The 12,765-nt window shown below is 35.6% G+C and carries 13 protein-coding genes; 10 read left to right on the top strand and 3 right to left on the bottom strand.

The features are described from left to right. Nucleotides 1-54: 54 nt before the first annotated feature. The 9 genes from lat (at nucleotide 55) to G9C87_RS16230 (ending at nucleotide 9,876) form a co-directional block, all read left to right on the top strand. Nucleotides 55-1,380 (top strand): L-lysine 6-transaminase, encoded by a 1,326-nt coding sequence (gene lat, locus G9C87_RS16270; RefSeq protein ID WP_172283058.1) that lies wholly within the window; start codon nucleotides 55-57, stop codon nucleotides 1,378-1,380. A 63-nt stretch (nucleotides 1,381-1,443) separates the two neighbouring features. Next, complete coding sequence (locus tag G9C87_RS16265; protein WP_172283056.1) at nucleotides 1,444-1,674, top strand: DUF2007 domain-containing protein; 231 nt, start codon at nucleotides 1,444-1,446, stop codon at nucleotides 1,672-1,674. 155 nt (nucleotides 1,675-1,829) lie between these two features. Next, nucleotides 1,830-2,342, top strand: a complete 513-nt coding sequence (locus G9C87_RS16260; RefSeq protein WP_172283053.1) for a GNAT family N-acetyltransferase — start codon at nucleotides 1,830-1,832, stop codon at nucleotides 2,340-2,342. A gap of 116 nt (nucleotides 2,343-2,458) precedes the next feature. Continuing rightward, nucleotides 2,459-2,914: a transcriptional regulator gene (locus G9C87_RS16255; RefSeq protein WP_172283050.1), complete on the top strand. Its 456-nt coding sequence runs from the start codon at nucleotides 2,459-2,461 to the stop codon at nucleotides 2,912-2,914. A gap of 6 nt (nucleotides 2,915-2,920) precedes the next feature. Beyond that, nucleotides 2,921-4,105, top strand: a complete 1,185-nt coding sequence (locus G9C87_RS16250) for an efflux RND transporter periplasmic adaptor subunit (protein WP_172283048.1) — start codon at nucleotides 2,921-2,923, stop codon at nucleotides 4,103-4,105. Beyond that, entirely contained in the window at nucleotides 4,105-7,251 is a 3,147-nt protein-coding gene (locus tag G9C87_RS16245) for an efflux RND transporter permease subunit (RefSeq protein ID WP_172283046.1), read from the top strand. Before G9C87_RS16250 ends, G9C87_RS16245 begins: the two co-directional genes overlap by 1 nt. Nucleotides 7,252-7,343: 92 nt before the next feature. Further along, the gene (locus G9C87_RS16240; protein WP_172283044.1) at nucleotides 7,344-8,759 is read left to right on the top strand and encodes a TolC family protein; all 1,416 of its coding nucleotides are present in this window, start codon (nucleotides 7,344-7,346) and stop codon (nucleotides 8,757-8,759) included. A 143-nt stretch (nucleotides 8,760-8,902) separates the two neighbouring features. Continuing rightward, nucleotides 8,903-9,397, top strand: a complete 495-nt coding sequence (locus tag G9C87_RS16235) for a GNAT family N-acetyltransferase (protein WP_172283042.1) — start codon at nucleotides 8,903-8,905, stop codon at nucleotides 9,395-9,397. After that, complete coding sequence (locus G9C87_RS16230; protein WP_172283040.1) at nucleotides 9,397-9,876, top strand: MarR family winged helix-turn-helix transcriptional regulator; 480 nt, start codon at nucleotides 9,397-9,399, stop codon at nucleotides 9,874-9,876. The genes G9C87_RS16235 and G9C87_RS16230 overlap by 1 nt, the downstream gene beginning before the upstream one ends. A 431-nt stretch (nucleotides 9,877-10,307) precedes the next feature. On the opposite strand, the gene G9C87_RS16225 is transcribed toward G9C87_RS16230, so the two are convergent. Both G9C87_RS16225 and G9C87_RS16220 read right to left on the bottom strand, forming a co-directional pair. Next, nucleotides 10,308-10,685, bottom strand: coding sequence for a membrane lipoprotein lipid attachment site-containing protein (locus tag G9C87_RS16225; RefSeq protein WP_172283038.1), 378 nt, complete (start codon nucleotides 10,683-10,685; stop codon nucleotides 10,308-10,310). Between the two features lie 217 nt (nucleotides 10,686-10,902). Continuing rightward, nucleotides 10,903-11,136, bottom strand: coding sequence for a hypothetical protein (locus G9C87_RS16220; RefSeq protein WP_172283036.1), 234 nt, complete (start codon nucleotides 11,134-11,136; stop codon nucleotides 10,903-10,905). Nucleotides 11,137-11,393: 257 nt separating this feature from the next. On the opposite strand from G9C87_RS16220, the gene G9C87_RS16215 reads away from it, so the two are divergent. Further along, a complete protein-coding gene (locus G9C87_RS16215; protein WP_172283034.1) occupies nucleotides 11,394-11,990 on the top strand; it encodes a Crp/Fnr family transcriptional regulator in 597 nt (198 codons plus the stop codon). 84 nt (nucleotides 11,991-12,074) lie between these two features. Here G9C87_RS16215 and G9C87_RS16210 read toward each other — a convergent pair whose 3' ends face one another. Continuing rightward, complete coding sequence (locus tag G9C87_RS16210) at nucleotides 12,075-12,671, bottom strand: Crp/Fnr family transcriptional regulator (protein WP_172283032.1); 597 nt, start codon at nucleotides 12,669-12,671, stop codon at nucleotides 12,075-12,077. Between the last annotated feature and the right edge of the window lie 94 nt (nucleotides 12,672-12,765).

The following is a 12,765-nucleotide window of genomic DNA, read 5'->3' as shown; positions in this document are numbered from 1 at the left end:
CCCATGAATGCTTAATCTTTTAATCATTCAATTTTTAAATCACATCAAAATATTATGGAACAAACAATTGATATAAAAGCAAATAAAGTTAAAGAAACAGTAGGGAAACATGTACTTGCAGATGGTTTTGATTTCGTTATGGATATCGAAAGATCTCATGGATCATGGTTATATGACAAACTTACTGACAGAGAATTTTTGGATATGTTTTCTATGTTCGGTTCAGGATCTATAGGATACAATCACCCTTATCTTGTAAGTAAATCAGATTGGCTAGGTAAAATGGCGGTTAATAAGCCTACCCTGGCAGATGTTTATTCCGAAGAGTATGCTCATTTTTTAGAAGTTTTTGAAAGAGTGGTTATTCCGGAAGAATTGCAATATGCGTTTTTTATTGAAGGGGGAACCCTAGGTGTTGAAAATGCAATGAAGGCATGTTTCGACTGGAAAACCCGCAAAAATTTTGCTAAAGGACTTCAGACAGAAGCCGGAATTTGTATTCACTTCAGACAGGCATTTCATGGAAGAAGCGGTTATACTTTAAGCTTAACCAATACTTCCGATCCAAGAAAATATCAATATTTCCCAATGTTTGAATGGCCAAGGATCCTTAATCCAAAATTAAGCTTTCCTATTACAGAGGAAAATCTTGAAGAGACCATTAAAAATGAAAGAATGGCATTATTGCACATCGAAGAGGCAATTCTTTCCAATCCGGATAAAGTGGCATGCATTATCATTGAGCCGATCCAGGCAGAAGGAGGAGATAATCACTTCAGGGATGAATTTTTCGTTGAACTAAGAAAGCTGTGTGATCAGAATGAGATCCTGCTGATTTTTGATGAAGTTCAGACAGGTATTGGAATTACCGGAAAAATGTGGGCTTTCCAACATTTTACGGCTAAGCCGGACATTATTTCTTTTGGTAAAAAAGCACAGGTTTGTGGTGTTTTAGCAAATAAAGAAAAATTTGATGAAGTTCCGAACAATGTTTTCAGAGAGAGTTCAAGAATCAATTCTACATTCGGAGGAAACTTTATAGACATGCTCCGTTTTCAATTGGTTATGGAAGTGATTGAAAAAGAAAACCTTGTTGAGAATGCTAAGGAGGTTGGAGAATATCTATTGGAAGGGTTGCAAAATCTGGCTCAGAAATATCCTGAAAAGATTTCCAATGCAAGAGGAAGAGGATTGATGTGTGCAGTAGATTTACCTTCCGGAGGACAAAGAAATCTTTTAGTAAATGAACTTTTCAAAGATGGATTAATAATTTTACCATGCGGTGATCAATCCGTTCGTTTCAGACCACATTTGAATGTTTCGAGAGAAGAAATTCAATTGGCTCTCGATAAAATTGAAAATAATATTAACAAAATTTAAAACGGTGGATTTGTGATTTAGGAAAAATCTTACTATATTTAGATATTCAAAAAAGGATAAAATATGGAAAGAAGTACGAGAGTATCAGTTTTTGAAAGTGATAATCCTTCAGAAATTCAATTGATCAAGTCTAAATTAGATGACGCTCAAATCACAAACACAGTTGAAAATAATTATCTCACTTTTACAACAACGCCAACGGCAACATCGCTAAAGCTCATGGTGGATCTGGAAGATGAGAAAAAAGCATTTGAAATTATTGACACTTATATACAACAAAGTGCAAACCAATAAAACAATTTCATAATTTTAAATTTTACTACTTCGAACCGAAAATTAATTCAATTAATTTTCGGTTTTTTTATTTAAATTTAATGCTAAAGAAATATATAAGGTTGAAAATAATCTTAATTTTCTTTCTTTTAAATCCTGACAACAATTAAGAATCTATGACGCAGCAAATTAAGTTCAGAAAGGCCGAAATTAAAGAGAAAAATATCATCTGGGACATTATCCAGCAATCAATCGAAAGGAGAAGATTGGACGGGAGTACTCAGTGGCAAAATGGTTATCCGAATGAAGATACTATAGAAAGTGATATTTCGAAAGGTTTTGGTTTTGTTCTTACAGTAGATGATGTTATTGCCGTTTATGTTGCCCTGATATTTAATGACGAGCCTGCTTATAGTACCATTGATGGGGCATGGCTTAGTGACGGTGAGTTTGTTGTTGTTCACCGTGTAGCTGTTTCCGAAGAGTTTGCCGGACAGGGACTTGTAAAAAAACTATTTGATCATATAGAAAATTACACAAAAAGCCAGGGGGTATTGAGTGTAAAAGTAGACACTAATTATGATAATATTGCCATGCTGAAGATTCTTGAAAAGCAAGGTTATTCCTATTGCGGTGAAGTAGTTCTTGCCGGAGGAGTCCGAAAAGCGTTCGAGAAGATTATAATTTGAGCGAAAGGTTAAATCCTTTTCCATTGAATTTTTAAAACGCTATATATTTATAAACTCTATTGCGTTTGTTCGTTTAGTTCTGAACTAATTTATACTTTTGCTCAAATTTGTATATTATGCATAAAAGTATAGAAGTTGATGAAAAAATTTTTCAGGATGCCGTAAAATTCTATGGTACCAACCTGAATATTCCTCCATTAGCTTCAAAAATATATGCTTATCTCATCTTCGATTTTGAAAAAGTAGGAATTACTTTTGACGAATTTGTAGAAGTGCTCTCAGCCAGTAAAAGTTCCGTTTCCACCAGTATTTCATTATTACTCAACTCTCAGCTTATTATCGACCATAATAAGATCGATGAGAGGAAGCGGTATTTCTTTATCAATGATGAGCATATGAAGATAAGGTTTGAAAAAATTCTCCAGAAATTACAGGATGAACTAAAACTACTAGACGATTTAAATAACTTTAGAAAGGTACACGATGAACATTACAATGAAAAACTTAGTATTTATAAGGCGCTATTGAATAAAAATATTTCAAATATTCAGGAATCTATTAATAAACTATAATTTAAAATGACAAATAAACTATTCATACTTTCTGTTGCAGCTATCTCACTGACAGCCTGCAAAAAAGAAGCTCCAAAACAGGATGGTGCAAAACCTTACCCTGTAATTTCGGTGGAACAAAAGAATATCGTAGGATACCAGACATTCCCTGCGAGCATACAAGGTAGAGTAAATAATGATGTAAGGGCTAAGATTCAGGGATATATTACCCAACTATTAGTAGACGAGGGGCAATATGTAACCAAAGGACAACCTTTATTCCGTCTTGAAACCAATATACTTACTGAAAATGCAGCTGCTGCAAAGGCAGGTATCGGTGCTGCCGAATCAACGGTGGCTGCCGCACAGGCTTCGGTAAATGCAGCTCAGGTGGAGGTGAATAAACTTAAACCTCTGGTTGCTAAGAATATCATCAGTAACGTACAGCTTCAAACAGCACAGGCTAACCTGGCTCAGGCTCAGGCACAGCTTCAGCAGGCGGTTGCTTCAAAACGTCAGGCGACAGCCAATTACAAAGGGGTAGAAGCTAATATCGAATATTCTATTATTCGCGCACCTATTTCGGGGGTTGTTGGAAAACTTCCTTTAAAAGTGGGTAGCTTGGTAGGACCTACTGATCAGACTCCTTTAACGACAATTTCAGATACTTCCGAGGTATTCGCCTATTTTTCGATGAACGAAAAAGAATATTTCAACTTTTTGGAGAAATCTGTAGGAGCCACAATGCCTGAGAAAATCAAAAATCTTCCTATGGTTGATTTACAGCTGGCTAATGGAAGTATTTATCCTGAAAAAGGGAAGATCGAAGCTATTACAGGACAAATTGATCCCACTACGGGAACTATTCAGTTCAGAGTAGCATTTTCAAATGCCCAAAAGTTACTTAGTAATGGGAACAGTGGAACAATAAGATTACCTAAAGCGTATGATAGCGTTTTGGTTGTTCCGGAAAGTGCAACATACGAACAACAGGGAATTGTTTATGTGTATAAAGTTGAAAAGGATACTGCTAAAAATGTAGTAGTAAATGTAATTGACAGAATTGATAACATGGCGTTAATAAAATCAGGAATAAATAAAGGAGAAACTATAGTGGCAGCAGGTATCGGTGGTTTGAAATCCGGAACTCCTGTAAAGCCCAAACCTATAAAAATGGATAGCCTCGTTCAATCTATAAAACCGAAATTCTAATGATAAAAAACTTTATTAACAGACCGGTTTTATCCACTGTTATTTCAATATTAATTGTTATACTCGGTGTTTTAGGCCTTATTTCATTGCCTGTTACCCAGTACCCGGACATTGCGCCTCCTACAGTGAGTGTTACAGCAAACTATACGGGAGCTAACGCGGAGACGGTGATGAAAAGTGTGGTAGTTCCTTTGGAGGAACAGATTAACGGGGTAGAAGGAATGGATTATATCACCTCTTCTGCAGGAAACGATGGATCTGCCAATATCCAGGTTTTCTTTAAGCAGGGGATTGATCCGGATATTGCAGCGGTAAACGTACAGAACCGTGTTACAAGAGCAACACCATTACTTCCAAGTGAAGTAACCCGTTCAGGGGTTGTTACTCAGAAGCAGCAAACCAGTGCCTTGATGTATATGTCTTTCTATTCCGAAAATAAGGACCTCGATGACGTTTATCTTCAAAATTTCCTGAATATTAACATTATTCCTAATATCAAAAGGATTAATGGAGTTGGAGATGCTCAGGTTTTCGGTGGGAAAAACTACTCGATGAGAATATGGCTGGATCCTGCGAAAATGGCAGCCTATGGAGTAACACCGGATGATGTTACAGCGGCTATTAATGAGCAGAGTAGAGAAGCAGCAGCTGGATCCATCGGACAAAACAGTGGTAGTTCTTTTGAATACATCATTAAATATGTAGGGAAATTCAACGAGAAATCTCAATATGATAACATCATTATCAAGTCTCTTGCCGATGGCCAGAATCTGATGCTTAAAGATGTTGCCAAAGTTGAATTGGCTGGGCAATCTTATACCGGAATTGGGGAGAATGGAAATAATCCTTCCATCAGTATGGGATTCTTTCAGACACCAGGTTCCAATGCTCAGGACATTATTAAGAATATTAAAGCATACTTAAAAGCATCAGAGGGAAGTTTTCCTAAAGGGATTAAATATACTTTCAACTTTGATACCAATGAGTTCCTTGATGCCTCTATTGATAAGGTTGTTCATACCTTAATTGAAGCATTTATACTGGTATTCATTGTAGTGTATATTTTCTTACAGGATTTCAGATCTACTTTGATTCCGGCTATTGCAGTTCCGGTATCTATTGTGGGAGCATTCTTCTTCCTGAATTTGTTTGGATATTCACTCAACCTTTTAACCTTATTCGCGTTAGTACTTGCTATTGGTATTGTAGTGGATGATGCCATTGTCGTCGTCGAGGCCGTTCATGCTAAGATGGAGCATGGTATTTCTGATGCTAAAAAGGCTACCGTAGAAGCGATGGATGAGATTACTGGAGCAATTATTTCAATTACATTGGTAATGGCATCCGTATTTATTCCGGTAACTTTTATTACCGGTCCGACAGGGGTATTCTATCAGCAGTTTGGTATTACACTTATCGTAGCGATCATCATTTCGGCAATCAATGCATTAACGTTAAGTCCGGTTTTATGTTCACTATTCCTTAAACCTCATTCTGAGCATCACCAGGAATACAAGAATATGAATATCCTTCAGAAGTTCTTCTATAAATTCAATATAGCATTTAGAACAACCACTGAACGTTACGGAAGAGGATTTGTTTTCTTATTAAGGCATAAATGGGTTACCCTGATCATCTTTGCCATTACAGGAGGAATTTTATTCTGGGCAAGTTCAACGATGAAAAAAGGATTCGTTCCTACTGAAGACCGTGGAATTATCTTTACTGATGTGCAGCTTCCTCCGGGATCATCTATGGAAAGAACCTATAATGCATTGAAAACACTACAGGCTAACGCAATGAAAATTCCGGGAGTTCAAAACGTTACCATTTCTACCGGTAGAGGTTTCTTATCCGGAAACGGAAGTAATAATGGTCTTGCCTTTATTAAATTAAAACCTTTTGATGAAAGGAAAAAAGATAATTTAACCTCTGAAGATATTACGAAAAAACTATTTGGAATTTCAGGGAAAGTACCGGATGCCAAAGTCGTATTCTTTCAGCCACCAAGTGTACCCGGTTTTGGTAACAGTGCAGGATTTGAGATGGTATTGCTGGATAAATCCGGTGGTGAATATACAGCGCTTGATGATAAAACTAATGAATTCATCGGTAAGCTTATGGAAAGACCCGAGATAGAGTTTGCACAGACCTCGTTCAATACAAAGTACCCGCAATATCAAATGGAAATTAATGTTCCTTTGGCAAAACAATTAGGAGTTTCTGTAAATAGCATCCTAAGTACAATGCAGGGATATATTGGAGGGATTTATACAGCTGACTTTACGAAATACGGAAAACAATTCCGAGTAATGGTTCAGGCTCTTCCTGAAAACAGAAAGAACATCGATAATCTTAACGATCTCTATGTAAAAACAGGTTCGGGTATAATGTCTCCTATTTCGCAATTTGTGACATTAGACAAAACATATGGTCCACAGTCTGTAAGTCGTTATAACCTTTTTACATCAGTAAAAATTACAGGGGGTAATTCCCAGGGGTACAGTTCCGGGGATGCTATTACTGCGGTACAGCAGGTAGCGAAAGAAACCCTGAATCAGAATTACGATGTTGAGTTTACCGGATTGACAAGAGAAGAATTAAACTCCGGATCTCAAACCGTATTAATCTTTGGGCTAAGTTTAATTTTTGTTTACTTTATCCTTTCTGCGCAATATGAAAGTTATATTCTTCCGCTGATTGTTGTGATCTCACTTCCATTAGGGGTAATGGGAGCTTATTTTGGACAAAAAATCATGGGCTTGGAAAACAATATCTATTTCCAGATTGCCTTGATCATGTTGGTCGGATTATTGGCTAAAAATGCCATTTTGATTGTTGAATTTGCCGTTCAGAGAAGACATCATGGTGAAACCATTGTCATGTCTGCAATCAATGCTGCAAAGGCAAGATTAAGACCGATTCTGATGACCTCATTTGCCTTTATATTTGGTCTATTACCATTGGTGCTGGCAAGTGGAATCGGGGCGGTAGGAAACAGATCTATTGCAACAGGTGCTGCCATTGGATTATTGATAGGAACAGTATTAGGGCTTATCGTAATTCCTGTATTGTATGTGATCTTTGAAACATTGCAGGAAAAAATCAAACCGATTAAAAGAGAAGACATCAATTTAGCTGAATAAAAATAAAAACCAGAGAGGTAGAAGTAGTAAAAGAATTGTTGAATTTCCGATCTTACTTCTAACCTCTGGTTTCTAACTTCCAATTTTTAACAATGAAAAGTTTAATAAACATCATAAAAGGAATAACTTTTTCAGTTTTCATACTGGGAGCCATTTCATCATGTATGGCGAGAAAAGAGTATGAAAGACCGAAAAATGTCGTTGACGAAAAGCTTTTCCGTACCGATATGCTTCCTAAGGACAGTGCAAGTATTGCTGATATCTCATGGAAAGAAATTTTTACGGATCCCATATTACAGGGGCATATTTCAAAAGCTTTAGAAAACAATTTAGATATCAGAATTGCATTACAGAGTATTGCCTCTGCCGAAGCTTATCTTAAACAAAGTAAAGCAGCATATCAGCCAACGGTTTCAATCGGACCCAATTACACGTTTCAAACCCAATCCATCAATACCCAGTTTGGTCAGATCATTGGAGAAAGACGTTATGTAAATCAGTTTGATATTACAGCGACTATAGGTTGGGAAGCGGATATCTGGGGTAAATTAAAAGCTCAGGAAAAAGCTCAGCTTGCTACTTATTTAGGAACAGTTGCCGCACACAAGGCTGTAAAAAGCAGTTTGGTAGCCTCAGTAGCTTCTGCTTATTATCAGCTGCTGACTTTCGATTCGCAGAAAAGAATTATTCAGGAAACCATTGATGTCCGGGAAAAAAACCTTGAAACAACAAAAGCTCTGAAAGAGTCAGGAACGGTAACTGAAGTGGCGGTTCAACAAAGTGAAGCGTTGGTTTTTAATGCGAAATCTCTACTTATTGATATTGATACTCAAATCCAGTCTTTGGAGAATACAATGAGTCTGTTGATGGGAGAACCTTCTCATGCTATTGAAAGATCAACACTAGAAAGCCAAAGCCTTCCGAAGGATATCAAGCTTGGATATCCGGCTCAATTACTGGCCAACCGTCCTGATGTAATGCGTGCGGAATACAATCTGATGAATGCTTTCGAATTAACCAACTCTGCGAAAGCACAGTTTTACCCTACACTAAAACTTACCGGAACCGGTGGAGTACAGTCTGTAGATATTGATCATTTATTCAGTGTGAATTCGTTATTTGCCAATGTAGTAACAGGCTTGGCGCAACCTATTCTCAACAGAAGACAGATCAAAACGAATTATGACGTGAGCCTGGCCAATCAGGAAACGGCTTATCTGAATTTTAGAAAAACAGTTCTTACTGCAGGAAAAGAAGTATCTGATGCAATACGGGTATTTGGAGTGCAGGATTCTTTTATTGAACTTAAAAGAAAGGAACTGGACGCGTATAAAAAATCAGTAGATTTTTCCCAGGAATTGGTTAACTATGGTATGGCCAATTACCTTGAAGTGTTGAATGCGAGTGTAAATTCATTGAATGCAGAATTGAATATTTCAAATGCAGAATACAACAAAATGAAAGCTGCAGTTGACTTATACCAGGCACTAGGTGGGGGTTGGAAGTAATTCCCCCGACACTTTTTAAATAGATCAGACGCATGCAGTTATTGTATGCGTCTTTTTATTGATAACATAAATTATTGTTGATTGATTAAATATATTTGTTTTTATGTAGTTAACTACGTAGTTTTGTACATTAAATAAAAATTATGACATTAGAAATCCAACCTATCGGTAATACTTATTCCGAACAAGTCATAGATTTGATTCTGAATATTCAGCAAAAAGAATTTAATATTCCTATCACGATCGAAGACCAGCCGGATCTTTTAAAGATTGAAAGCTTTTATAGAGAAGGGGGCGGAAACTTTTGGGGCGCTTTTCTGGATAAAGAGTTGGTAGGTACCATTGCTTTAGTTAAATTTGACGAAAAGGCTGCAGCCATCAGAAAGATGTTTGTTAAGAAAGAATTCAGGGGAAAAGAACATCAGATCGCACAAAAATTATTAGATATCCTGATTTCGTATTGCAGGGAAAACAAAATTGAAGAAATTATGCTGGGGACAGTTTCTGTGCTGAATGCGGCCATGCGTTTTTATGAGCGCAACCGGTTTCAGAAAATTGCCAAGGAAGATCTCCCTTCTTCATTTCCTCTCATGAGTGCTGATAACGTCTTTTATATTCTTAATTTAAATAAGGTCTAATGAATGTTATTAACGAATCCGGAATTCTTGCGATATCCACAAGATTGCAAAGGCTAAGTGAACAGCTCCGTAAAGATGGAGCTTTGGTTTATAAGGCATTTGATATTGATTTTGAGCCTAAGTGGTTTCCTGTTATCTTTACACTTTATCATAAACAGCCCCTGAGTGTTGTGGAGCTGGCCAATGAAATAGGGTATACCCATCCCTCTACAATAAGCTTACTTAAGGAACTTGAAAAGGAGAAGATGATTATTTCAAAAAAGGATAAGCAGGATGAAAGAAAACGTTTGATCGGATTAGCACCCAAGGGCCTTGAACTCATAGAAAAAATGAAGCCTGTATGGGAACTTATTTCAACTGTTTTGGGAGAAATTGCCGACAATAACAATCACTTATTAAAAGCCATTGATGAAGCAGAAGAAAAACTGGCAAATCAGTCCTTTTTACAACGCGCTTTGCAATTGAAAAATACCAAGTAAAATTTCTGATAGTATTCAATTTTACAGCTTATACATATGAATAAAATGAATCCTGCACTACGCAGGATTTTTTTTGAATTCTGTTTTTTTAATGTTAATGGGCTTTGCGGGCTTTTTTTTATATGATAGATGATGTAAATTTAATCTATTGATATTCTATAAGTTGACATTAAACCTGAAATTTTATTGAAAAAATCACTTCATAGGGTACAGTATTTGCAGATAACAAAAGCGCACACGCAAATCATGCTTTACATACGATAAATATTAAGGTTTTCCTTAAAATTGATTATATAAAAGCAACACACCACATCATTTTTTTATATATTATTAAGATAAATCTCCGGTATGCTACCGGAGATTTTTTACGTTTTAAATAAGAAACAAAAAAAGGTGACCACTGGCCACCTTTTTATATGTAGTAATAAACCTTATTGACTTTTATCTTTTTCCCCAGTCCATGATCCGGATCTTGTAGGAGTAGGAACAGCATTTGTCCAGCTTCCGTTTCCTTTTTTATCAGTACCTAGGTTTCCGTTGAAAGAACCATCAGACGGAAGACCAACTGAAGCGTTTAATTCCCCTGAATCATTTAAATGACCGGCAATCTTGTAATTTTCATTATTAACATCAGAATGCATTGTTCCATTTACGGTTCCATCACTTGCGACTACAATATTCCAAACCCCTTTATCGCTTCCATCATAAGTTCCTGACCAGGTTCCGATGTAATCATAGATCGTATCATCATCTGAGCTACATCCTATTAGTGCAAAAGTTGCTAATAAAAGAAAAAAAAGTTTCTTCATAGTTTTGATAGTTTTACAAGAGTGGAGAATATGGGAATCTTCATTTTCTCCTTTTTAGTTAAAATCGTTAGTAATCCTCGTTTCTGTTGAGCGCAAATATATAATTTTTTATTTAATTTGTGCACTTTTTGTGTTTTTTTTGTAAAACAAATAATTGAATATTTGTTTTGTAGGATCTAATAACCGAGATCAATAAAAAGATAAAAAATCTAAACTATCAATTGTAAATTGATGGCTTATCTCCTGATAAAACTTTATGCCCTAAATAAAAAAGCAGATGAATAGAATCCTTGGGAATACGAAGCTGTAGGTTATGTGAATTAATCATTTCAAATTTCCATTGATGTTCAACACAATAAAGCATCATTTCTTGTAAATCTTTATCCAAAAGAGCAAGTATTACAGTCACTTCATCATTGCTTAATGTTTCTTGATTTAAACTAGGTTCCATTGCTATTTTCAAATATGTTTATCCATTATCAAGCAATGTGCCACAGTAAAGAGAAAATAAGGAATGTGGTATGTATTTTTTTACTTTTTATCAGGAGAATTTCTTCTTGTTGATAATCGGATGGTAACTGCTATTCGTAACGCCTTACTTTCAAAGAATATAAACTATCCGGAATGCCTTCAGTTGTACTTTTTGATACCACATTTCACTAATTATTGATAATATACCTATAATTTTGAATGACCAAACATTAAGAAATGATAATATGCGAAAATCTGTTACTTCAAAATGGGGGAGAAGTAATAGAATATCGGGCTAATGAATGTATAGTAGAAGAGGCTACTCATGCAAAATATTATTTACAGATTATAAAAGGTACAGCAAAGATGAATTCAGTTCATTTTGACGGTAAAGAATACTTTTATGGTCTGCCTTTCAATGGGCATTGCATTGCAGAATCTTATTTATTTACTGATAAAAAATATCCTTTTAGTGCGATAGCAATTTCAGATTGTAAGATCATTCGCGTAGAAAAGAATCAGTTTATACAACTTATCGAAAATATTCCTTCTCTTTTAGTCAATTTATATGCCTATACAGCAGAAAGGATCCACTATAAAAATCTTATGCTCTCAACACTGGGGTGTGTCACCTCTCAGGAGCGATTAACTATTTTATTAGATTATATTAAAGAGTTTTATACATTAAATGATACTCGCCCCTTTATTATACCTTATACCAGACAGCAATTGGCATCGTTAACGGGGTTAACTATTGAATCGGTCATAAGGACAGTTAAAAGGATGGAGAGTCGTAATCTGCTTTCAATCGTAAATGGGAAGATTTTCTATTAAATCTTTTTCAAGCCATAAAAAAAGAGTCTTTCTTTTTTGAAAGACTCCACAGATTATTTTTCCTATTATTAGGTATTTTAGCCGTTAATAATGGATTTTTCCTCTTTCTATTTTCAGGATATTTTCCGTTTCCATTTTTTTTATGGTTCTTATCACCGTTTCTACCGTCAGACCGGTTAGGTTTGCAATCTGTTGACGGGTAAACGGAACCTGGACAGTATCAGATACCTCTCTTAAATTATAATCTTTAATATAATCCAGAACTGTTTTAATCTTTGTAGCAGGCTCAATGCCTGATAAATTAAAAAGCATTAAATATTTGTAATACAACCTTTCAGACAAACATTGTAATAAATTCTGCATTATGTTAGCATCCTGGCTTACAAGATTATTAAAATCATTTTTGCCAAGACATAACAGGATGCAATTTGTCTTTGTAATTGCGTTCATTGGATAAGGTCTGTCTGTAAATAACAGGGACTCACCAATACTTTGTCCGTCATTTAAAATGTTCTGAATAAATTCTTTTCCGTTTGAGTGGTAATTAAATAACTCCACTGTACCAGTACATATCTGATAATAATATTTAGGTTGACTGCCTTCTTCAAATATTATTTCATCTGGTTGAAATTCCTTGTAAACCGCACCATGTGCCAGCAATAAATCTTCACGTATTATCATAATTGTAAGCTTTTAGGTTATAAGAATAATTTTTATAAAGATTGATGAAAAATTCTCAGCAAATTCCAAACCAGTTTTTACCTCCGTGTGGTAT

This window comes from Chryseobacterium sp. LAM-KRS1 (genome assembly GCF_013184525.1).
Taxonomy (GTDB): domain Bacteria; phylum Bacteroidota; class Bacteroidia; order Flavobacteriales; family Weeksellaceae; genus Chryseobacterium; species Chryseobacterium proteolyticum.
Note: the sequence above shows the minus strand (reverse complement) of the source record. Positions and strands in the feature narration are given on the sequence as shown.